The sequence below is a fragment of the Rhodococcus sp. IEGM 1370 genome, from assembly GCF_033142325.1.
Taxonomy (GTDB): domain Bacteria; phylum Actinomycetota; class Actinomycetes; order Mycobacteriales; family Mycobacteriaceae; genus Rhodococcoides.
This window is the reverse complement of the sequence record NZ_JAWLRY010000006.1, coordinates 187601-210834: the sequence shown is the minus strand read 5'-3', so window position 1 is coordinate 210834 and position 23234 is coordinate 187601. Positions and strand designations below refer to the sequence as shown.

General features: G+C 65.2%; 17 protein-coding genes. 7 read left to right on the top strand and 10 right to left on the bottom strand.

Annotation, left to right across the window (positions count from 1 at the left end; all coding sequences use genetic code 11):
- The first annotated feature begins 2 nt into the window (after positions 1–2).
- The 6 genes from yidC to R4P47_RS11610 all read left to right on the top strand — a co-directional run bounded on the left by yidC (position 3) and on the right by R4P47_RS11610 (position 7288).
- Positions 3–1094: a membrane protein insertase YidC gene (gene yidC, locus R4P47_RS11635; RefSeq protein ID WP_149408164.1), complete on the top strand. Its 1092-nt coding sequence runs from the start codon at positions 3–5 to the stop codon at positions 1092–1094.
- Positions 1095–1119: 25 nt separating this feature from the next.
- Complete coding sequence (locus R4P47_RS11630; RefSeq protein WP_262498635.1) at positions 1120–1794, top strand: protein jag; 675 nt, start codon at positions 1120–1122, stop codon at positions 1792–1794.
- 1728 nt (positions 1795–3522) lie between these two features.
- Positions 3523–4200 (top strand): 16S rRNA (guanine(527)-N(7))-methyltransferase RsmG, encoded by a 678-nt coding sequence (rsmG, locus tag R4P47_RS11625; protein WP_068047690.1) that lies wholly within the window; start codon positions 3523–3525, stop codon positions 4198–4200.
- Between the two features lie 81 nt (positions 4201–4281).
- The gene (locus R4P47_RS11620; protein WP_149408163.1) at positions 4282–5292 is read left to right on the top strand and encodes a ParA family protein; all 1011 of its coding nucleotides are present in this window, start codon (positions 4282–4284) and stop codon (positions 5290–5292) included.
- A gap of 4 nt (positions 5293–5296) precedes the next feature.
- Complete coding sequence (locus tag R4P47_RS11615) at positions 5297–6373, top strand: ParB/RepB/Spo0J family partition protein (RefSeq protein ID WP_149408162.1); 1077 nt, start codon at positions 5297–5299, stop codon at positions 6371–6373.
- Positions 6374–6607: 234 nt separating this feature from the next.
- Positions 6608–7288 carry a GNAT family N-acetyltransferase gene (locus R4P47_RS11610; RefSeq protein ID WP_149408161.1) on the top strand — a complete coding sequence of 227 codons (681 nt, stop codon included), beginning with the start codon at positions 6608–6610 and terminating at the stop codon, positions 7286–7288.
- Positions 7289–7322: 34 nt separating this feature from the next.
- Here R4P47_RS11610 and R4P47_RS11605 read toward each other — a convergent pair whose 3' ends face one another.
- From R4P47_RS11605 to R4P47_RS11570, 8 genes are all read right to left on the bottom strand, one after another.
- On the bottom strand, positions 7323–8516 hold the full coding sequence (locus R4P47_RS11605) for an N-acetylmuramoyl-L-alanine amidase (RefSeq protein ID WP_149408160.1): 1194 nt from the start codon (positions 8514–8516) through the stop codon (positions 7323–7325).
- 136 nt (positions 8517–8652) lie between these two features.
- On the bottom strand, positions 8653–8985 hold the full coding sequence (gene trxA, locus R4P47_RS11600) for a thioredoxin (protein ID WP_068047667.1): 333 nt from the start codon (positions 8983–8985) through the stop codon (positions 8653–8655).
- A 34-nt stretch (positions 8986–9019) separates the two neighbouring features.
- The gene (trxB, locus tag R4P47_RS11595) at positions 9020–10009 is read right to left on the bottom strand and encodes a thioredoxin-disulfide reductase (RefSeq protein ID WP_094638551.1); all 990 of its coding nucleotides are present in this window, start codon (positions 10007–10009) and stop codon (positions 9020–9022) included.
- 126 nt (positions 10010–10135) lie between these two features.
- Positions 10136–10864 carry a hypothetical protein gene (locus R4P47_RS11590; protein ID WP_149408159.1) on the bottom strand — a complete coding sequence of 243 codons (729 nt, stop codon included), beginning with the start codon at positions 10862–10864 and terminating at the stop codon, positions 10136–10138.
- A 59-nt stretch (positions 10865–10923) separates the two neighbouring features.
- Positions 10924–11505, bottom strand: a complete 582-nt coding sequence (sigM, locus tag R4P47_RS11585; protein ID WP_094687344.1) for an RNA polymerase sigma factor SigM — start codon at positions 11503–11505, stop codon at positions 10924–10926.
- Positions 11506–11604: 99 nt separating this feature from the next.
- On the bottom strand, positions 11605–15798 hold the full coding sequence (locus R4P47_RS11580) for a murein biosynthesis integral membrane protein MurJ (RefSeq protein ID WP_188078879.1): 4194 nt from the start codon (positions 15796–15798) through the stop codon (positions 11605–11607).
- The gene (locus tag R4P47_RS11575; protein ID WP_188078878.1) at positions 15795–18206 is read right to left on the bottom strand and encodes a glycoprotein; all 2412 of its coding nucleotides are present in this window, start codon (positions 18204–18206) and stop codon (positions 15795–15797) included. The genes R4P47_RS11580 and R4P47_RS11575 overlap by 4 nt, the downstream gene beginning before the upstream one ends.
- Positions 18203–18988, bottom strand: a complete 786-nt coding sequence (locus R4P47_RS11570; RefSeq protein WP_410482269.1) for an NUDIX hydrolase — start codon at positions 18986–18988, stop codon at positions 18203–18205. The genes R4P47_RS11575 and R4P47_RS11570 overlap by 4 nt, the downstream gene beginning before the upstream one ends.
- On the opposite strand from R4P47_RS11570, the gene R4P47_RS11565 reads away from it, so the two are divergent.
- Positions 18880–20331, top strand: coding sequence for a CCA tRNA nucleotidyltransferase (locus tag R4P47_RS11565; RefSeq protein WP_149408170.1), 1452 nt, complete (start codon positions 18880–18882; stop codon positions 20329–20331). The genes R4P47_RS11570 and R4P47_RS11565 overlap by 109 nt on opposite strands.
- 53 nt (positions 20332–20384) lie before the next feature.
- On the opposite strand, the gene R4P47_RS11560 is transcribed toward R4P47_RS11565, so the two are convergent.
- Both R4P47_RS11560 and R4P47_RS11555 read right to left on the bottom strand, forming a co-directional pair.
- The gene (locus R4P47_RS11560) at positions 20385–21884 is read right to left on the bottom strand and encodes a DUF4185 domain-containing protein (RefSeq protein WP_149408157.1); all 1500 of its coding nucleotides are present in this window, start codon (positions 21882–21884) and stop codon (positions 20385–20387) included.
- Positions 21885–21943: 59 nt separating this feature from the next.
- Positions 21944–23230 carry an MFS transporter gene (locus tag R4P47_RS11555; RefSeq protein WP_149408156.1) on the bottom strand — a complete coding sequence of 429 codons (1287 nt, stop codon included), beginning with the start codon at positions 23228–23230 and terminating at the stop codon, positions 21944–21946.
- Between the last annotated feature and the right edge of the window lie 4 nt (positions 23231–23234).

Sequence of the window (23234 nt, the reverse complement as noted above, 5' to 3'; positions counted from 1 at the left end):
CCGTGCTCGACTTCATTTACTACCCGGTTGCCTGGATTCTCTGGGTGTGGCACAAGGTGTTCGGCTTTGTGTTCCAGGATCCCAGCAATGGGTTCGCCTGGGCACTGTCCGTCGTCTTCCTGGTCTTCACCCTCCGCCTGATTCTGTACAAGCCCTTCGTCAAGCAGGTCCGCACCACTCGGCAGATGCAGGAGCTACAGCCGCAGATCAAGGCTCTGCAGAAGAAGTACGGCAAAGACAAGCAGAAGATGGCCGTCGAGATGCAGAAGCTCCAGAAGGAGCACGGCTTCAATCCGCTGATGGGCTGCCTGCCGGTGCTGGCGCAGGCGCCGGTGTTCATCGGTCTGTTCCACGTGCTGCGCTCGTTCAACCGCACCGGTACCGGCATCGGCCAGCTCGGATTGACTCCCGAGGAGAACCGCGAGCTGTCCAACTACGCGTTCAACGTGTCGGACGTGCAGTCCTTCTTGGACGCTCGTCTGTTCGGTGCGCCGATCTCGGCGTGGATCACGATGCCGCAGGACCAGCTCAACGCATTCGCCGTGGGACCGGGCGCGACCATTCCGTCCACCTGGGTCATTGTCGCGGTGTCCGTTCCTCTGATGATCATCGCGGCGATCATGACGCACATGAACTCGCGCGCGTCCGTGGCCCGTCAGAGCGCCGCTGCGGCAGCGAACCCGCAGTCCGCCATCATGAACAAGCTCGCCCTGTACGTGTTCCCGCTCGGTGTGCTGGTGTTCGGTGCCCTGCTTCCCATCGCCATCCTGCTGTACTGGGTCAGCAACAACACTTGGACCTACGCGCAGCAGCACCTGGTGTTCGGAAAGATCGACAAGGAAGAAGCTGCCAAGGCCGCTGCCGCAGTGGAGAAGCGTTCCGAGAATGCGCCGAAGCCCGGTGTGAAGCCTGTGTCGACCACCAAGCCGAAGCCCGGCGCTCGCCCCAAGCTCTCCAAGATGACGCCGACGAGTGATTCGGCGACGGCCGAGACCGGTGAGGGTATCGCCGGTTCGACGTCCGGTGCCGCATCGCCGGCCAAACCGAGACCGCAGGCGAACCGGAACAAGTCGACCAAGCGCAAGCGGCGCTGACCGACGCGTCGAGAGAAGGACGAACATGGCAGCGGACGTAGAAGAAGGTCAGAACGACGAAGTGCAGACAGCTGGGGCGGTATCCGGGGATGGAGCAAGTAACGTGGTGGTCGAGGCCGATCAGGTGAGTTCAGTCGACGTGGAGGCAGACGAGACTCCCGTGGTAGAGAAGTCCGAGGACTCGGGCGTCGTCGAGAACAAGACCGACGACGAGTCGGATGACGACGACGAGGACGACGAGGACTACCTCGTCGAGGAAGGCGAGATCGCCGGCGATTACCTCGAGCAACTCCTCGACGTCCTGGACTTCGACGGCGACATCGATCTGGATGTGGAAGGTGACCGCGCCATCGTCAGCATCGACGGTGGCGACGATCTCGCCAAGCTCGTGGGCCGCAAGGGTGAGGTTCTCGATGCACTGCAGGAGCTGACTCGCCTCGCGGTCCAGCAGTCGACGGGTGAGCGCAGCAAGCTGATGCTCGACGTCGCGGGCTGGCGTGCGAATCGGCGCACCGAACTCGGCAACCTCGGTGCCGAAGCTGCGCGTCGTGTACTCGAATCCGGTGAGCGCGAAGAGCTGACCCCGATGACTCCGTTCGAGCGAAAGATCGTGCACGACGCGGTCGCCAAGATCGACGGCGTCGCGAGCGAAAGCACCGGCGTCGAGCCGGCTCGACGAGTAGTCGTCGTCAAGGCGTAACAGAGCGTCCCCAGTCGATGGCCCCCACTTCGGTGGGGGCCATCGTCGTATCCGGATGTGGTAGATCCTTCGGTCGAATGTCATCGATGTAATTTGCTCGACCATGGCGGACGTCGGCGCGGGTGCGATCGATTTTCTCGCCGGATTCTCGAGATCAGTCATGCACTGCGCTTTCGTCACTGTGACGGCAAAGTCGATGGTGTCTTTCTTACCTGTTGCTCGCCTCGGTCGCGTTTGTTTCACGTGAAACAGGCGGCATCCGAAGTGAGCGAATTTGTTGCCGATACGCCCGTGTGAGTTCTGTATTCGGGGACTGTCGTTCTATCTATAGGGTCGGGGTAGAACGATCTCCAGAGCCCCCCTAGGTTCCGAGATCTGAGTGCCGGATCGACACGGTCTGTAGTCGGTGCAGTTTCACGTGAAACATTGCGGGCGATCATGGATGCCTCGACCTATCGACGAGCACGTGCGATCGAGTCGAACGTGGTCCGACTCAGGGAAGGATCGAATCTGACTCCAGTGGGTCTTGTCGGATTCGGCGCCGCTACCGAGCGACGCACTACGGTTCACGCAGTCGACGATTCCGTGACTTCTTCGTCCGACGGTCGATGGAAGCTGCGTCGGTCGGTATTGCCGGTGTACGGAAAATTTGCGACGCCCGATCGATGTCATCTCGATGGTGGATGTATCCGCGGCGATCGAGCTTCAGGGATCGCGCTATCGAAAGTCCGGATGTGTTCGTCTTCATCCGGGCAACGCGGCGGGCGACCTGACGTTCCCGCGACTTTTGCCGATCGAGAATCTTGGCAGTCTCAATTCGAGGGCTGGAATCGGCATGACGAATGTCTGGACGACGACACTTCGAGAGTACGAACGTGTGGGACCGCTGAGCTCGTGGGAAATCGAGACCACCGTGAGCCCGGACGACGGCCGAAGTTCGGATGCACCGAAAAGATTTCCCGGTCGATCGGGGACGCGTCCGAGAATGGAAGCACGCCTGCGGGTGTCCTCCGACTATGTGTGTCACGGCATCGAGGTGCCCGGAACTGTCCTCGTGGTTGCCAGAGACTCGTTCAAATCTCCACCGGCTGACGGTTGTCGATCAACACCTTTCAGAAACGTAGGACTCGTACAGGTACGTAGTTTCACGTGAAACATCCACGAGCCGATCAGTCGTACCTCGCCAGCCGGACGGAGGCATAAATGTGTTCGATTGGAATGGCGTCAGCCGCTCGCGGTACAGGGTCGGTCGGTACTACGCCTGTTGGACCGAGTCCCTGGTTTGTGCAGGTCGGTTATCTGTCGTCCGAGCATGTACGAACCGCTCTTCCGACACCGATGCCTGCTGTCGAGATCCTTGAGAGTCAACGCTGAATACGTCATCGAGCCGTCACGCGGCACTGACGATAGTGAGGCAATGGCAAAGCAGTTTCACGTGAAACAGCGCGGGGCATCGAGACACCCCAGTCGCGGCGGGACCAACTGGCGGGGCCGGCGGACGGGCGGTCTGTCGAACCGTGCGGAGTCGGCAGATAGTCGGACCGAAACAAACGGGAGATCGATTCCGATGGTCCGCCCGCGCTGAGAATCGCGACGGATCCACTCATCGAGGACCCCCGCGCGGCCGGCCACCTGTCGGTCGCGTTGGTACCTGATCTCGGCGGTTCGACATCGATTCGATCGAGTTACAGCGATGTCGTTTGGCGTTCCGTGCCCGGGCACGGGAAGATGTTTCACGTGGAACAAGAAGGCTCGGATAGCAATCAGTTGACGGCCGTGGCGGAGCAGATCTTCGGTGATCGGCTCGAGTTGGCACGGAGGTACCACGACTCGTTGGCTACGGCCGGCGTCGAACGAGGACTCATCGGACCGCGTGAAGTTCCACGGCTCTGGGAGCGACACATCCTCAACTGCGCGGCGATCGGTGAGCTCATCGACGAGGGCGAGACCGTCGTCGATATCGGCAGCGGTGCCGGCTTGCCCGGTATCCCGTTGGCGATCGCGCGGCCTGACTTGCGGGTGACGCTCGTCGAGCCCCTCCTCCGCCGAACCGTCTATCTCGCAGAGTTCATCGAGGAACATGATCTGAACATCTTGGTCGTGCGCGGGCGCGCGGAACAGCCCGGCGTAAAGAAGGAAGCCGGCGGTGCCGATGTGGTCACGTCCAGGGCGGTGGCACCATTGGAGAAGCTCGCCAAGTGGTCGCTCCCTCTGGTGCACGAGCACGGGCGGATGCTGGCTCTGAAGGGATCGAGCGCCGGCGAAGAGATCGAACGCGACCGGACTTCCCTCACCCGGATGGGTGCTGGCAAGCTGGAGGTAGTGGAGTGCGGAGTGGGTCTGTTGCCCACTCCCACCATCGTCGTCAGAGCGGTGCGTGAGCCGCGGAGACTGAGTCGTCACTGATTTCGATCGTGGGCTCACACATCCCGCGCTCGATCCGATCGATCGTATTGAACACAGTCAGTTCCGCACTAAGGAGCACATATGTCGGGTGGGTCCGATCGCGCTGTTTCACGTGAAACAGCGTCCAAGAAGAACGCGTCGAGCAACTCGGGGAAACAGTCGGGGGTGGCGGCCAGCTCCGGGTTCGAGTACACCAACGCGATCTCTCCGAACGACACCCCGATCGGCGCCGCGGCACATCGAGCCAGCCAGGTTCTGCATCCCGGATCGGTGTCGCTGCCGAAGCCGGCGAAGCGACGCATGCTGACGATCGCCAATCAGAAGGGTGGCGTCGGGAAGACGACGACCGCCGTGAACCTTGCTGCCGCGCTAGCCCTCCAAGGACTGACCGTTCTGGTGGTCGATCTGGACCCTCAGGGCAACGCCAGCACGGCGTTGGGCGTCGAGCATCACTCGGGTGTGCCGTCGAGCTACGAGGTCCTCATCGGTGAAGTGAGCGCCAAGGACGCAGTGCAGAAGAGTCCGCACAGCGACAGGTTGTTCTGCATCCCGGCGACCATCGACCTCGCCGGCGCCGAGATCGAGTTGGTGTCGATGGTGGCCCGCGAAGGTCGCCTCAAGACGGCCCTGTCGGTGGAGGAACTCTCCGGTATCGACGCCGACTTCATCCTCATCGACTGCCCCCCGTCGCTCGGTCTGCTGACGGTCAATGCACTCGTCGCAGCGACCGAGGTACTCATCCCCATTCAGTGCGAGTACTACGCGCTCGAAGGTGTGGGTCAGCTCCTCCGCAATATCGAGCTGGTGCAGTCGCATCTGAATCCCGAACTGCACGTCTCCACCGTGATCCTGACGATGTACGACGGGCGCACCAAGTTGGCAGACCAGGTCGCGGAAGAGGTACGCAAGCACTTCGGCGACGCCGTCCTACGCGCCGTGATCCCTCGCAGCGTCAAGGTGTCCGAGGCTCCCGGATACGGCATGACGGTGCTGGATTACGACCCCGGTTCACGCGGAGCGATGAGTTACCTGGACGCCGGACGAGAGCTCGCTGCCCGATCGGCCGGCATCGACGAAGCACGGAAGAAGTGAACAGATGAGTTCCACACGTAAGGGTGGTCTGGGCCGCGGCCTGGCCTCACTCATCCCCACCGGACCCGATGCCGGACCACGCCTCGGCAACGCGGCGGCAGACGTGATCATCGGCGCGGATCGCAACGCCAAGGACCGGCCGGATACGTCCACCAAGCCGAAACGGACTGCACCGGCGGATGAACTCACGGAGACCGCGACGGCACCCACACCGACCCCGCCGGTGCTGAACGGAGACGACCTCTCCCCCGTCGGTGCCGTCTACCGAGAGATCGCACCGGATCGAATCGAAGCCAATCCCAAGCAGCCGAGGCACGTCTTCGACGACGAATCGTTGGCCGAACTGGTCCACTCGATCCGTGAATTCGGGCTCATGCAGCCCATCGTTGTCCGTCTCGTGTCGGGTTCCGCTGCGGCCGGAGATGCAAAATATCAGCTCGTCATGGGCGAGCGTCGGTGGCGTGCAAGCCAGGCAGCCGGCCTCGAGTCGATTCCGGCGATCGTTCGGGAGACCGCGGACGACGCGATGTTGCGCGATGCATTGCTCGAGAACATCCACCGCGTCCAGCTCAATCCGCTCGAAGAGGCAGCCGCGTACCAACAGCTACTCGAAGAATTCGATGTCACGCACGAGGAACTGGCCGCGAAAATCGGTCGGTCGCGTCCGGTCGTGACCAACATGATTCGTCTGTTGAAGCTGCCGATTCCCGTGCAGCGACGAGTCGCGGCCGGGGTTCTGTCGGCCGGACACGCTCGCGCTCTGTTATCTCTGGACGCGGGGTCGGATGCGCAGGAGTCATTGGCGGCGCGAATTGTCGCCGAAGGTCTCTCCGTCCGCGCGACCGAAGAAGCCGTCACCCTCGCCAACCGAGAGGACGGGAAGAGCCCGGAACCGGCGCCCCGGCGCAAGCCCATCCAGATGCCGGGCCTCCAAGACGTCGCCGATCGCCTCTCGGATTCGTTCGATACGCGGGTCACGGTCAGCCTTGGCAAGCGAAAAGGCAAGATCGTGGTCGAATTCGGATCCGTCGATGACCTTCAGAGGATCGTCGAGATGATGGAAGCACAGAAGAAAAAGTAGCCACGATTTTTCAGGACCAGTCATACCCGGTCGAAACGTCACTGTGACGTAGCTCGGTCGGAGGTGGTCCCGAAATCTCAAAATCTGCTCGAAAAGTACTGTGAAACAACACATTTGAATGATCGGCTCCACCCGACGGGTCAAGCGAATCAATCGCCTATCCTGATCGAGGGGCAGATCGGCTCCGATCGAGAATTCTCGCGGTGAACGAGTGCACGAAGGCTGAGGTAAGCGGTGTCGGCGATGGTGACCGGAGTGACGCTCGGTTCGTTCGAGCACTTGCCGACGCATTCGCGGCGGTGCAGCTTCTGGGTACTCGATCCCGCGTCGGAGAGTTCCTCGGTCGATCTCGAATTCGAGAACGAAGTATGGCTGTCGACGATCATGCTCGAATGGGGATCCTGCGGACAGTTGCTGTCCGTCGACGGCAAGACCATCGGCTGCGCGCTCTACTGCCCACCCCGAGCAGTTCCACGAGCCGGCACGTTCCCGACGTCGCCGGTGAGCCACGATGCAGTTCTACTGACTCAGTTGCGAATCGATTCGCCGGATGACGCCGACATGCATTCGGCCACGTTGATCCAGGCCGTCGTGGGCGATCTCGTCAATCGTGGAGTCCGTGCTCTGGAAGCGTTCGGCATTCGACGCAACGCCGACGATGCTGCGCCGGTGGTTCCGAACGCCACGGCACAGCTGATGTGTTCGGCGTCGACGTGCATGATCGAAGCGGACTTCCTCAAGAAGGTCGGGTTCGAGGTGATTGCTCCCCACCACAGATTTCCGAGACTGCGGCTCGAGCTCGATCGCGATCACGGCTGGAAGCAGGACGTCGAATCTGCACTCGAGCAGCTACTGATCGCAGCCAGCATCTCCGTCGTCGACATCGAGCAGAAGTCGACGGTCGGGGCGCGGTGACACCTCACCCACCGACGCGTTCCCGCGCGGTGGTTCAGGGGCGATCGGAAGCAGCGAGTTCCTCGGCGAGCAACTCGGCGAAGGTGAACGTTCCGGTCGGCTGATCGTCCTGACCGAGTAGGTACAGACGCTTGACGGCGATCAGAATTGCTTCGGCGATGATGTCGCGGAAGCGCGGATCGCTGAGCACCTCGACGTCGGACTCGTTGGTGAGGTAGCCGAGATCGATCTGGATGGTCGGCATGTTGGTCAGACGCAACAGATCCCACGTGCGGCCATGGCTGCGACAGTCCAAAAGTGGTGTGCGAGCGACAATTTCACGCTGCACGTAGCTGGTCAGTACCTGACCGATCATCGAGGTGGAGCCGTGCGAGTTACCGAAGTGGAAGCTGGCGACGCCGTTGGCCACGGGACTGGTGCTCGATGCGCAGCGCAGCGAGATCATCAGATCGGCACCCCAGGCGTTGGCGGTCTCGGCGCGGTCGGCTACCGAGGGGTTGGTGCCGCGCGCACGGGACAGGAAGGTCTCCATGCCGGTCGCGGCCATGCGGCCCTCGAGTCGGCTCGCCATATCCCACAGGATCTCGGACTCGGAGACGCGGCCGAACGTTCCGTCGACAATGCGTCCTGTGTCTGCTCCGCCGAGATCTGGATCGATGACGATGCGCTTGCCGGTCAACTGCGGTCCCGATTTACGGACGAGTTCTTCCTCGCTCATGGCGTGCGGGGATCCACCGGTGACGCGCGTGCCGAGAAGGTCGAGAGAGCGCAGAGTTGCCGGTCCGCAGATGCCGTCCGGGGAGAGGCCGATCTCGCGCTGGAACGAGGACAGTCCCTCGTGCGTGCGGGGACCGAAGAAGCCGTCGACGCGCTCGCTGTAGAAACCGAGGTCCTGGAGTCTCGTCTGCAACGAGGCGACGTCGTCGCCGTACAGCGGAGCGGACAGCTGGTAGATGAGGGTTCGAGCGCCGAGGCGGTACGACGCTTCTTTGAGTGCGCGATATGTGGCCGGGCCTACGACGCCGTCGACCAACAGACCGCGGTGCTGTTGGAACGCGCGGACAGCACCTCCGAGGGCACCGTCGAAGACGGAACCGGGAGCCGTCCAGTGGCCGTCGTCCATGGGACCGGGGGGAACTACCGCTTCGTGGAGAAAGCCGAGAGCCGACAGAGTGCCGCGGACCTCGGCGACGGCGGGTCCGGAATCGCCGTGACTGAGTTCCTGCATCCTCGACAAAGCCTCTCGATCGTTCCGACGGCACTCACACCTTGCGGCTGATGTGCCGATGCCGAAGCATCGGCACATCAGATGATTGTCGCAGAAAGACTGGCTTCCGCTGCAATCCACACTGTGTGCAGGTGAGTCAGATAACGCCTTCGAGGTCCTTGAGCAGCGCGGCCTTGCCCTTTGCGCCGACAATTTGCTTGACCGGCTTGCCACCCTGGAACAGGATCATCGTCGGAATCGACATGACCTTGAAGTCGCGAGCGGCCTGCGGGTTGGCGTCGATGTCGAGCTTGGCGATGGTGAGCTTGTCCTTGTGCTCGGCCGCGATCTCCTCGAGAACCGGGGCGACCATCTTGCACGGGCCGCACCAGGTGGCCCAGAAGTCGACCAGGACGGGCTTCTCACTGGTCAGGACGTCGTCGGCGAACGACGCGTCGGTGATGGTGACAGTGCTTTTGTCGTCGGACATTTTCTATCTCCTCGATGTGGAAGTTCGGTGCCTGTCAGGCGTTGACGGCGTCGACCGGCTGGTCGGCGTGTTCGAGCGTGTTGCTGGTGATGTCGCCCTGCTCGGCCAACCACCGCTCGGCGTCGATCGACGCGGTGCAGCCCGTACCCGCAGCGGTGATGGCCTGCTGGTACACGTGGTCGACGAGGTCTCCGGCAGCGAAGACGCCCTCGACGGACGTGGCCGACGTGGGCGACGCGACCTTGACGTAGCCGGCGTCGTCGAGCTCGACCTGGCCCTTGACCAGCTCGTTGCGCGGATCGTGGCCGATCGCGACGAACATTCCGGTCACGTCCAGAGTGGTCTTCTCGCCGGTTTCGGCGTGCTCGAGCGAAAGCCCGGTGACGCTGGTGTCACCGAGGACCTCGAGCACCTTGGTGTCGGTGAGGAATCGAATCTTGTCGTTGTTCTTGGCGCGCTCGAGCATGATGCGCGACGCGCGGAACTCGCTGCGGCGGTGCACGATCGTGACGCTGCGTGCGAAGCGAGTGAGGAAGGTTGCTTCCTCCATGGCCGAGTCGCCACCACCGATGACGGCGATGTCCTGATCACGGAAGAAGAAGCCGTCACAGGTGGCGCAGGCGCTGACGCCGCGTCCGAGCAACTTCTCCTCACCCGGGATGGACAGATAGCGAGCTGCTGCGCCCATGGCGAGGATGATCGCCCGAGCCCGGTAGGTCTCGCCGCCGGCGGACACCGTCTTGATCGGGCCCGTCAGATCGAGCTCCTCGACGTCCTCGGTCCGGATGTCGGCACCGAATCGCGCCGCTTGTTCGCGCATCTGTTCCATCAGATCGGGGCCCATGATGCCCTCGCGGAACCCGGGAAAATTCTCGACCTCGGTGGTGGTCATCAGCGCACCGCCGAACTGTGTTCCCTCGAACAGGATCGGCTCCAGCTCCGCCCGTGCGGCGTAGACGCCGGCGGTGTAACCGGCCGGTCCCGAGCCGACGATGATGAGATCGTGAACCTTGGGGGTACTCAATGCAGACCTTCCGATCATGTGCGGCGTATACGTGCAGTCGACAAGCGAGTGTTCAGCGCACACGCCGGTCGACGTACATCTGGTCAACACCACCCTAGAGGCAGTTGTTCCCCGGTGAGAGATCTGTCAGCCGATATCGCGACGCGTCAGCACGTCCGGGTTCGCAGTGCTGCAGTCGTTGCCCACCGCAAGGGCGATGAACTGTGAGGGCTGTTCTCCGGCGAGGATGAGCAGCGTTCCGTCTCGGCCGTCGACGCGCACTCGACTCGATCCGAGAACGGTGGTGGCCGGATCCACGTCGTTGGACTGCAGACAGGCAGCGAGGTCGGCCGGATCGGCCAATGCTCCGGGATCCCGCTTGCCGATGATGCCGAACGCGAAACCGGAGTCGAGGTCGGCGGAATCGAGCACCAGAGACGAATCCGGAGCCTGAGTGGGGTCGGCAACGATCGATTCGGGCTCGTCCGGAGTGAACACGGCCGCCGCGACAGCAACCGATCCGGCCGTCAGAAGTGCTGCGGCAGCGGCGGTTCCGAGAACCATACGGCGTCTGCGCGGACGGAGCGGAACGACGACGTCCACCGGGGACGTCGATTGCTCGACCGTGTGCAGGGTGCGATCGATCTGTTGGGCGACGTCGGGCGGAATCGACAACGTCCCGGTGGGGTCCTCGCCCAACTCGTGCAGTCGAGCCGAGACGGCGTCGAGACCGGCGAGGATCCGCAGCGAATCCTCGTCGAGGCGAACCAGTGGCCACAGTCGCCTACTGACGTCCTCGGGAAGTGCATCGGCATGCAGATCGGCGAGTAGCTCCGGCGAGAACGGGGCTTGTAGAGCGTCGGTGCTCGACGGCACGATCCTGCCTCCCTTCGCCGAGTCTGCTTTCTCTCTCACACGGTATAGACGCGAGGGGGTCAGATTCGGTTCCCTGCATCTTTCAAGTACGCGAGTTGCGTCGAGAGCTTGAGTCGACCGCGGGCGCATCGACTCTTCACGGTACCGGTGGGAACGCCGAGCAGGTCGGCAGCGTCGGCCACCGAGTAGCCCTCCATGTCCACGATGACGACGGCTGCGCGTTGGTCGGGTGGCAACGTCATCAGAGCCTGCCGAACGAGAATGCTGGTCTCCGTCTCGGAAATTCGATCCCTGGGAGATACGGGCTCGTGACTTTCGTTCTCGCTCAACGGAACCGACGGTCGTGCCTTGTTCCTGCGGATGCGGTCGAGGCAGGCGTTGACGACTATCTTGTGCAACCAGCTTCGGACCGCGGCGTCGGCGCGGAACGACCCGGCCGTGCGATGAGCGGAGAGCAACGCCTCCTGCAGAGCATCGGAGGCGTCCTCGGGCGTGTAGCTGGTGCGCCGAGCCGTCAGCCACAGGTGTTCGTGGTGTCGGTAGATCAGCGTGGCGAAGGCGTTCGGCTCTCCGGCCGCATGAGCAGCCAGAAGCTCCGCATCCGTGCGCTCCCCTGGCGCCGAATCGAAACGTTCGGTCATACGAAAACGGCTCCCCCCGTGTTAACGCATTGGGGGGAGCCTAGGCCATGAATACCGTGAAGTACGAAACGAGCCGGTATTGATTACCGAATGCCCGAATTAGGTGTCGAAACCGATCCCGGAGATCGAGGTGGCGATGCGGCCACCCTGTTCGCCGAGACTGGTGATCCAGACGAGGACGTTCCCGGTCGGCTCCGCGTCGCTGAGGGCGATGTCGGTTCGGCCGTTCTGCAACGTGGCCTCACCGAGCAGCGTGGTGTCGCTCAGGCTGGGTGAGTCGTTCGGGGCCGACCGGATCTCGACGACGGTTCCCGGAGACGTCGATTCGATCCAGGCGTTCTGCAGCGTCGAGGACGGGATGGACACGAGCAGGCCGACGCCGTTCTTGAGAGCCGGGAACTGCTGGAAGTACGAGTCGGTCGTCCACGCGGTGCTGGGGTCGTTGTCGATCACGTTGGACGCGGTGCTCGGGTTGTCGGCGGAACCCTGGGGTGAGAAGACGCTGACGTCGTCCATCGCTACCGGGCCACCGGCTGGAGCCGGGGGGGCCGCGGAATCGGCTGCGGGCGGTGCCTCGGCCGGAGTCGTGAGTCCGAAGTCCTGGGTGTCGAGCGGAGTTTCGGTGTTGTCGCCTGCGATCGAGGTGAACAGCCAGAAGCCCGCGAACGCGAGCACGACGACCGTCAAGGCGCCGAGTACGGCGATGGCGATGTTGGTGCGCATCGACTTCGCCTTCTCGGCGGCGATCTCCTCGGGGTCGGCGAGCGAATGACCACTGGCACCCGGCGCACGTTGGCCCAATCGCAGAGCCGGCATCAGATCCGTCTTGTCGTTGACCACGGCTGCTTGGTCGAGGACGTGCTGCACGGTGGCAGCGGTACGGATTCCGCTGTTCTGTTCCAGCGCCCGCACTGCGACGGCGGAGATCTCGAACGGAACGTCCGGACGAACCTGCCTCGGCTCGAGCGGGGCACCCTTGTCGTCGCGGTCGGCCGGACGCATACCGCCGACGCTGCGTGCCGGAGCTGCGTCGCCGGATACGACGGCGCCGCCGGTGGTGTCGGACAGGGGCCACCTGGCGGTGATCAGGGCGTAGAGCATCGCGCCGAGTCCGCGGACGTCCGAACTGGGGTCGGCGTCGGCCAGTGTTGCGGGGAAGGCGAGGACGGCATTGCCGCTCGAGCTGATGCGCACGCGATCGGGATGATCGATCGACAGCGCACCTCCGCTGCGGTGTGCGGCCTCGGCCGCTGCGGCCAGGACCTTGATCGCGCGTGCCGCGCCGGTGGGTGCAGGCACGGTGTCGGCCATCTCGCGCAGTGACCGGCCGGGCGTCCACTCCGCGACGACGATGCCGCCGGAGCTGCCACGCACCACGTCGAGCACGCGTGCGAGGCCGGGCGAATTGATCCGACCCAGACGCAGCGTGCGCGAGAGGATCGCCTGCGGTCCCTGAGTGCGGTCGTCGGTCGAGGCGGTGGATTGCTGGTCGGCGTCGACGAACGTCAGCGCGACCTCGCGATCGAGCTTGACGTCGTGGGCCTGCCAGAACTTGAGGCCGCGCGCGCCGCCGTGCGGTGCCAGCAGTCGGTACCGTCCACCGGCAACGGAGGCACCGGGAATGAGCGTCGGGCCGCGGAGCGTGCGCCCGGGAGCGCTCGCCGCAGCCGCAGCAGTATCGACGTTGTCCGTGGAAGACGAGTCGTCGTTAGCGGGTGTGGCCGGTACTGCTGCGGTCTTCTCGGAATCCGCATCCGCCGCGGGCTTCGACTCCTGTGTGGACTTCTCGTCTTCGGTCTCGACCGGCAGATCGGCCTTGGAGATCGAGATGGTCTTGTCGGTCGGACGCGCCGCGAGAGCAGCCTTGGAGATGGAGACGGTCTTGTCGGCCGGCTTCGGAGCAGACTTGGCGGCAGCAGGCTTGTCGACAGCGGGCTCGACGGCCGTTGGCTCGTCGGCGGACTTTTCGACGTCCTTCTCGGGAGCAGGTGCCTTCGACTCGGCTGCAGTCTTCGATTCGGGCGCGGTCTTCGCCGGCGTCTCGGCGGGATTCGGAGTCTTGGAGGAAGAAGCCTCGGCCTTCACGGGCTCGGTGCGGTCCTGGGTGTCGACCTCGACGCCGCCGCTCGTTCGGTCGGCTTCGCTTGCTGGAGATTGTGCCGGCCCCCCAGCAACTTCGTCGTCGGTCACTGTCACTCCTTCAGGCGAATATGCCCCGTGTTGATCTACGAACGGTCGACCCTCATGAGCTTGTGCCCCCGGGTGCCGATGACCAGGGTACGGGAGCCGATCCCGCGCAGTGTCCCATGTGGGCTCGCTTCGAATAACCGGAATAACGCCGGTTTCTGCAGCGGCCAGATCTGCGTCCCGCGTGTCGGATCCGCCGCGGAACCTGCGGACGAGGCGGCTCAGGGCCACGGTGACCGCCAGAACTTCGGGAATCTTGCCGAACCAGAGGATCGAGAACGTGATGCCGAGCATGATGACGGCGTCGATCGCCACGCGGGCGAAGTTGCCGACCCAGCCGTTCATCATGGCGTCGAGCCCGAGGATCCGGTCGATCGCGAGCATGGCCGCGCCGCCGGCCAGTGAGGCGATGAGTACCAGCCAGACCGTCTTGCCGACGTTGGCCATCCGCAGACTGCCCAGGCTCTTGTGCAGCAGGTATCCGCCGATGATCGCGCCGACGGTGTAGCCCAGACCGGTCGCTGCGCCGAGGAGCAGCACCACCTGCTCCGGCGAGGACGCGACGATCGGGGCGAGCAACGACAGGCCGATCTTGACGGCGGTGATACCGAGGATGATCCACGTCGGCGTCCAGGCCTTCTCGCGGGCGTAGAAGACACGCAGGTGGATCAGCACCAGGGCGTACGGGATGAGGGAGAACGCCGACCAGCTGACGGCCTCGCCGAGTCTGGGTGCGACCTCGGCGAACCGGCCGAAGCCGTACAGCGCCTCGCCCACCGACGGACCCGCGAAGGTCAGGAACACCACGATCGGCACCAGCGCGACCATCGTCAGGCGGGTCGCGACCGACAGATCGTCGACGACGGACGGGGTGTCACCGTTGGCGGCGTTGCGGCTGAGTCTGGGCATGATGGCCGTCAGAACCGTCACGCCGAGGATGCCGTAGGGCAGCTGCAGCACGATCCAGGCCTGCGAGTAGATCACGTTGCTCGCATCGTCGGTGCCCGACGCGATCCTGGTGGCGACGATCAGTCCGATCTGGCTGATGACGACGTACAGCACGATCGCGGCGGCCATCGCGCCGAACTTCTTGAGTCGCTCGTCGAATCCCCAGAGCGGACGCAGGTCGATGCGTTCGCGGCGCAGGGCCGGGATCAGAGCGAGAACCTGGGTGATCACACCCGCAGTCACACCGAGGCCGAGAACGAGGATTTTGGGGTTGCTCATCTCGATGGTGTTCGCGGTGATCTCGCCCGGGACGAAGGGGTACAGGGCGAACACCGCGAGCACGATCAGGTTGTTGAACACCGGTGCCCAGGCACCGGGCTTGAAGTTCTGCCGGGTGTTGAGCACGGCCGTCAGCAGGCCGGACAGTCCGTAGAACATCAGCGCGGGCAGCACCAGATAGGTGAACGCGATGGTCAGGTCCTCGTTGACCTTCGGATCGCCGTCGAGCATCAGCCGCGCCAGCAGCGGGGCTGCGATCGTCGCCGCGAGCGCCACGGTTCCGAGCAGCGCCACCGCGATGGTGAAGAGGCGTCGCACGAATGCCCGCCCGCCGTCGGCGTCCTCCTGCTCGGCTCGGACCAACACCGGCACGACGATGGCTCCGAGCACTGCGCCGAGGACGAGCTCGGAGATCATGTTCGGCAGGATGGTCGAGACGGTGAACGCACTGGCCAGCGCCGCGCCGAGGGTGGCCGTCATGGCGACCTGCTTGGCGAATCCGGTGATTCGGCTGACCAGGGTCGCTACCGCGATCGAACCGGACGCGGCCAGCAGTGACTTCTGCGGCCTCGGCTCGGGCTGCGGTGCCGGGTCGGACCCGCCCGGCGGAACTCTCGTCGGCGGAACCGTCCCGGACGGTGCTGTGCTCGACGAAGGATAGGGGTAGTCCTCGTCCCGGAATCGCGGGATCATCTGCGTGACGGTGTCGTCGGCGGCCGGCTGACCGTCGAGCGACGGCGGTGCCGGGTACGAGCGCAGCTCCGGCCGCGACTGCCGCTCCCAGGGGGCGGACCGCGGTGGCGTCGTGCGTCGGAACACCTGCGATGCGGGCATGCGTGAGCGCGGCAGGTCGCCGTCGTACGGGACGTTGCCTGTCATGGTCTCTCGTACCCTTCGTCGGCCGGGTCGGGTTGACCTCTGAATCGGTGCCAGAGGCGTCGACCTGCAAGTAACAGTAGGAGAGCACCGGCGCAGGCGGTAATTATCGCCAGTGCCTGGCCGTATGCGTTCGATCGCACGGACACCGTCGAGACCTCACCGAGCCGGGACCCGTCGAGCGTCGTGACGGAGAAGTCGACCGACAGATTGCGCGTGTCGTCCACTTCGGCCGGCACGGTGATGGTCCGTGATCCACGGGCCGGAAGTTGGGTGACGCCGACGTCGCTGATCGTCATCTCCGGCGGCGCATCGACCCTGAGCAGCACGTTGACCGGGACCGGAAGGTCGTTGCGGGCGACGAGGAGCAGCGGACTCTGCTCCGAGGCGAGGGTGTAGACACCGCCGGGGGCCAGCACGGTCACCGACCCGTAGATGGTGTCCAGCCCGATGCGAATGGCGGCGAGTCGGTCGCGCGCCATCACGCCGGTCTCGTCACTGGCGGCGCTGGCGCGCCCGGCCGTCGACAGCGCGCGGAGCATGTCCTCGCGCAGCGGGGCGGTGTACAGGCGCGGGGTCAGCGCCGACTGCGGGTCCTCGACGAGTGATTGCATCAGAGTGTCGACCCGGGCGCTCTGCGATTGCACCAGGCCGATGGTGCCGGTATCGAGTTCGGTGGCTGCATCGATGCCGGTCACCGGAGGTCCGGACGTGGGCTCGGCCAGCAGCTCGGCCAGCGGGCGCGGCGTCGCCAACCCCGAACGCAGCAGCGAGGACACCGTCGACAGAATGGCCGACGGTTCGTCGCCCCCCGCGGTCCAGTACTGCGGGGGCGCGACGGTGACGGTGCGCCCGGGCCGATCGGTGCCGACGAGCGCATGGAAGTTGACGGCTCCGAGCGCGTCCTGCAGGCGTGCGGTACGAGAGTCGGTGGCGAGGTCGAAGCGCTGCTCGGCGGGGGTCAGGGCGGGGGTGGACGGGGTGTCTCCGACGCCGGCCAGCGCCGCTGCGGCGGCGGCGTCGTAGTGGGTGGCGGCCAGCGTCTCGGTCTGCTGGGTGTCCGACGGTTGGGTCTCGGACGAGACCAGCAGCGATGTCGGGGCCGATGTCGGCGGGCTGATGCTGTTGTCGGCGACCAGTACGGTGCCGGTTCCTGCCGTGCGCAGGGCATCGGCGGTGTCCGCGTCCACGCCACCGGTGGTGCTCCAGGTGAAACCGCGCGTCGAGGTGATGCCGAGGATGCCGTCGACGATGTCTGCCGGGGCGCTGACCGCACTGCTCAGCAACGTGGGATCGCCGATGTCGGCCACTGCCCCCAGATCCGTCTGGGCGAACGGCATCGCCGTCACGCAGGTGCTCGACGCGACCGTCTCGAGTCGGGACAGCCATTGACCTGCGGCTGCGCTTCCGGTGCCCTCACGCGTCGTGCTGGCGGGATCGGCCGGGTTGTCGACGACGAGGTAGCCGCGGGTCATGTTCGAGACGGTGACGAGCAGGTCGGGGTCCAGGCCGATACACAGGCTCGACGCCAGTCTGCCGTCGGGATCGAGGCCGGGTTGCGTCGCGAACTCGACGGCCTTGAGGAGGGTGTCGAGTCGCCCGCCGGTGGCGAGTTCGCCGGCGAGCTCGTCGTCGATCAGTCGCACACGCTCGTCGACGGATCCGGGAATTCCGGCAGCGAGGCGAGGGATGTCGGCGAGCGGCCACAGGACCGTCATCGCGACGGGGTTGCGGGTGTTCGGGGGCAGCGGCATCGCGCCCGGTGCGGTCGGGTCCATCTCACCCGGGTTTCGGGGCAGTCCGACGACCGGGAGCAGGAAGCGAGCGTCGTCGAGTCGTGCGGTTCCGCCGTACTCGGGGGTGCCGTTGACGTTGAGCAGCAGCGGGTAGACGCCTGGCGCCTCGATTCCCAGTGAAGGTTCGGTGGTGCTGCGCAGCTGCATCGACATGTCGAACTGGCGGCTCTCGTCCTTCTCCAGTGAGTCGGCGACCGTGACGAAATCGCCCACCCGCTCGAATCGGTCCTGGTCGAGAGTCAGGGAGGTCCGCAGGCCCGCGGTGGTGTCGACGGCGGCAGCGGCCTGCATCCGGACACTGACGTCGTCGACGCGGCGGTCCCCGGTGTTCGTCACCGTGGCGCGAACGGTGACGAACGGGTCGCTGCTGGTGGTGACAGTGGAGGGGGCGACGGTCTCGATGCTCAGCGTCAGGAAGGGATTGCCGTCCTGCGTCATCGGAGTGTCCGGAACGGCGCTGGTGGTGCCGGACGCATCGCCGACGGAGGAGTCGGGTTGGGCCGCGGCGTTCGGAAGCTGCGTGGGGACCAGTGCTGCGGAGCCGACCGACGGTGCCACCGCAAGAACGAACGTGGTCAATGCGGCGGCAGCGACCTTCCGGGCCCGCACGATCACTTCCCGCCGGGGATGGGTGCGCCCGAGTTGCCGCTGCTCATGTCCTCGATCAGACGGGTGGCGATGGCGGCGAGCTTGCGTTCGTCGGCGTAGGCGAGTCGAGAGGGCAGTTCGGTCAGAGGGACCCATGCGACCTCGGTCACCTCGAGATCCTCGTCCGACAGTTCGCCGCCCAGGAATCGCAGCAGGTAGTGGTGGACGGTCTTGTGGACGCGTCGGCCCTCGGTGACGAACCAGTAGTCGATGCTGCCCAGCGAGGCCAGGACGGTACCGCGGATGCCGGTCTCTTCGGCGACCTCGCGCATGGCCGTCTGCTCGGCGGTTTCACCCTGCTCGATGTGCCCCTTGGGCAGGGACCAGAGGAGGCGTCCGCGGCGGTCGGTGCGGCCGATGAGGGCGGCGCAGCGCTTGGCCGGCGGGCCGTCGAGGCCGTCGACCACCAGGCCGCCTGCCGAGGTCTCGCGGACGGTCCGCAGCTTGGGTGCTTCGGTGTCGGCGCGTGCCTGACGCCGCCGCGGGTTGCGGCGGCTCCTGTTCGCACGTTCGGCAGCAGACACCCGATCCATACTAGTTGCCTGTGCGCACTCTTCTACCGTGCCGCACCGCGGGGTGAAGGCCGGGACATTCGATCGGTTCGGCGCAAGTAGGCTCTCCCATCGTGGCCGATCAGTCCCTGTCCTCCGTTTCCGCCGAGCAGACCGATGCCCGCCGGGAGAGGTTGCTGGCGGGAGCTGCTGTGACGCTGCGCGAACTCGCTCCGGTGTTGACTCCGCTGGGCGCACTGTTCGCCGCGGCGGGGCACGAGCTCTTCCTCGTCGGTGGCTCGGTGCGCGATGCAGTTCTCGGTCGACTCGGAACCGATCTGGATTTCACCACCGACGCCAGGCCCGAGGACGTTCAGGCGTTGCTGTCGGGCTGGGCGGACCATCAGTGGGACACCGGCATCGCGTTCGGGACCATCAGCGCGGCCAAGGACGACCAGACGATCGAGATCACCACCTATCGCACCGACTCCTACGACCAGGTCTCCCGCAATCCCGAGGTGCAGTACGGCAACAGCCTCGAAGAAGATCTCGTTCGACGCGATTTCACCGTCAACGCCATGGCCGTACGTCTCGGAGCGGACGGCGCCCAGGAATTCGTCGATCCGCTCGGCGGCATGGACGCGCTGCTCGAGGGCGTTCTCGATACTCCCTCGGCACCGGAGGTCTCGTTCGGAGACGATCCCCTGCGCATGCTGCGGGCCGCGCGGTTCGTCTCTCAGCTGGGGTTCACTCTGATGCCACGGGTGCACCGGGCCATCGAGGACATGGCGGAGCAGATCGACCGCATCACCGCCGAGCGAATCCAGGTGGAGCTGGACAAGCTGATCCTCGGCGAGCACCCGATCGACGGCATCGACGTGATGTGCGAGACGGGCCTGGCCCAGCGGATCATTCCCGAGGTGCCCAACATGAAGCTCGAGATCGACGAGCATCACCAGCACAAGGACGTGTACACCCACTCGCTGACTGTGCTGAAGCAGGCCATCGATCTCGAGGACGGCGATCCGGACCTCGTATTGCGTTGGGCCGCATTGCTGCACGACATCGGCAAGCCCGATACCAAGCGAAACGAGCCGGGCGGCGGAGTCAGCTTCCATCACCACGAGGTCGTCGGTGCCAAGTTGGTGCGAAAGCGCATGCGCGCCTTGAAGTATTCCAAGAAGATGATCGAGGACGTCTCGCATCTGGTGTTCCTGCATCTGCGTTTCCACGGCTACGGCAAGGGTCAGTGGACCGACTCCGCCGTGCGGCGCTACGCCACCGATGCCGGTGAGCTACTGCCCAAGCTGCACAAGCTGGTTCGGGCCGACTCGACCACCAGGAACAAGCGTCGAGCCGCCGCGCTGCAGGCCACCTACGACGACCTGGAAGAACGCATCGCCCGCATCGCCGAGCAGGAGGATCTGGCGCGGGTGCGGCCCGACCTCGACGGCAACGCGATCATGGAGTTGCTGAACATCCCGGCCGGACCCGACGTGGGCAAGGCGTGGAAGTTCCTGAAAGAACTGCGTCTCGACCGGGGACCGCTCTCCCGCGAGGACGCGGAGGCCGCGCTGCTCGAGTGGTGGCCCAGGCAGTAGGAGCGGCTGCGCCGCACGTGCACGAAACCTCGTAGCCTGCTACGAGTTTCCGCTCACGACGAGCGAAGCTCGGCCTTGACCAGATAGACGTTGTAGCTGTCCCATTCCGAGACGGTGAAGTACAGCTCGTTCGCCGTCGACCACGGGTGAACGAACCCGCCGTAGGTCTTGGGGTACTCGGCGGTGTCGATCAGGGTGGTCGGCGCGGTCCACTGACCTTGCGGTGAATTCGACTCGCGCAGAACGATATCGCCGCGCAGCGGATCGAGATACGTCAACCGCCACAGGCCTCGGGCCTCGTCGTGATGGACCGACAGTTCCCCGGCCATACCGTCGGCGATGGGGGTGGCCTCGTTCGATCCGACGGGAGCCCAGGTGCCGTTCACCCAGTACTGGTAGGCGGTCCTGTTCAACACGTCGGCCTTCGGGACGCGGGCGAGCCCGACCTGTCCGGCGCGTCCGTTGACGGTGCCGAACATGTAGACGTACTCCCCCGCCGGGACCATCGTCGACACCTGGAACTTGGAGAAGCCGAAGACGTTGTCCCACTTGGCATGCTCGTCCTTGACCCAGGTGGAACCGTTGTCGTCCGAGTAGGCGATGCCACCGTAGTTGGTCCACCACATGCCGGGAATCGTGCTCCAGCGCCTGATGGACATGTACGACATGTACTGCCGGTCGTCGATCGCGAAACCGGACGTGGGAATGACCGTTGTCTCCCAGTTCTTGATCTTGCGCGACGGCAGCAGTTCGGCTGCGTGACAACGGGAATCCTGCACCCTGGAGTCCAGGGTCATGCCGTCGGACAGGTCGGTGTCGGTGCTGTGGCCGAGCGCATTCGAACGCCAGTCGTCGCCGCCCACGACGCCGAATTCCCACCCTTTGCCGAAGGAATCGCCGAAGGCGACGGCGACCTCACCGGGCTTGCTCTCCCACATGATGCCGAGGTCGGTTCCGTTCACCTGCCATCGCTTGTCGGTGCGGTTCTCCGATCCCGGTCCGGTCAGCTGGGAGACGACCTCGACGTGTCCGACGGCAGGTGCTCCTGGCGGGACCGTCGTGGGTCCTGGCTCCGCTGGGTTGACGGCGGGCGCGGGCGGCGGCGTTCCCGGGGCAGCGGGGCCGGGAATCGGGATCGGGATGGTCTCGGGTTGCGGGTCGATCTCGATGCGCGGGAACGGCAGATGGTCTGCCGAGCCCGTTGCCGGCGTCGGTGAATCGGTGTCGTCGGTGAGATCGGGGCACGGGTCCGCACACGGGTCGGTCAACGGTTCGGCCCGTACGCGGGTGTTGTTCGGGGCCAAATCGGGAACCGGTACGAGTTCGATCGACGGATAGGGCACGGGGATCACCACACGATCCGGCAACGGCGGCAGCTGTGGTGGATTGCCCGGTCCGATGGGCTCGGGTGGGTAGTCCTTGGGGTCGAATCCTGTTTCGCCACAGGAGTTCACCGGCGGAGGCGGCGCCGCGAACGCCGGTGGCGCAGCGAGAACGGCCGTACCTGCGGCAACCGCGAGTATGCAGCCGAGTGACGTCAAGCGGCCGTGCATGCGGTGCCCCCGTGTTCTCCGACGAAACCCATCGGTCCGATACGGAAAGATACACCACGTCAGCGGCGTGTGCGCCCGGTGTTCACCACCGCTGCCGCCAGGCCGAGGGCGTAGATACCTGCCCCGACGAACACCAGGATGTGCGCGGTGGGGTCCTGGCTCAGATCGGTCGTGTCGGGGCCGACGGCGAAGGCCGCAGCAGCGAGGGCGGCGACGAAGGCGACGTTGAACACGGTGTCCTGCAACGCGAAGACGCGTCCGCGATGGGCGTCGTCGATCTCGATCTGCATGGCAGCGTCGCCACTGAGTTTGACGGTCTGCCCGGCGATACCCAGGAGGAAGGCTCCGAGCAGCAGGCTGGTCTGCGTCAGGCCCGAGACGGCACCGAGTTGCGCCACGATGGCGAGCACCAGAGCGGCAGCGATCGTGCGGGTGCGCCCGAACCGGGGAACGGCGAAGGGGGTGATCAGGGCGGCGAGGAACATGCCGACCGCCGAGGCACCGACGGCGATGCCGAAGCCGGCAAGGCCGCCGGGCAGGGTGCTGCTCGTCGTTTCGCGGAGAACCAACACCATGATCAGTGTGTTGATGCCGAACACGATGCGGTGCGCGCCGATGCCGAGCATCGCGGTCGTGACACCGGCGGAGCGCCAGACGGCCTGGGCACCCGACTTCAGTCCTGCAGCAACGTCTTTCAGTGGACTGTCGGTGCGGTTCTCGATGCCCGGTCCGAGGGATCGTGGTCGGAACCGCGCGGCGGCGAGCGCCCCGACGACCGACCCGGTGGCCGAGAGACCCACGGCGACACCCGAGCCGAAATCCCCGGCACCGATCACTCCGATCACCGCTACGGCGAGACCCGCACCTGCCGCTGCGAAACCGGATCCGACGGTGGCCAGCACCGAGTTCATCGGTACCAGCCACGATTGCCGAACCACGTGCGGCAGCGACGCAGACGCTCCCGCGAGCACGAACCGACTGAGCCCTACGGTGGCCAGAGCCAACAGCAACAACGGTGTGGCATCCACCCCGGCGCACAGCAGGATTGCGGTGGCGACGATCAGCACCATACGAACGATGTTGGCCCACAGCAGGACCGACCGGCGATCCCAGCGGTCGAGAAGCGCTCCGGCGAACGGACCCACCAAGGAATACGGGACCAACAGCACCGCGAATCCGGCCGCGATCTCGGCCGGATTGGTCGCGCGCTCGGGGTTGAACAGAATGGCACCACTGAGCGCGGCCTGGAACAACCCGTCGCCGAACTGACCGGCGAACCGAATGGTCGTCAGCTTGCCGACCCCCGGAGACTCACGCAGTCGGGTACGGAAGGAAGCGTCGCTCACCGAC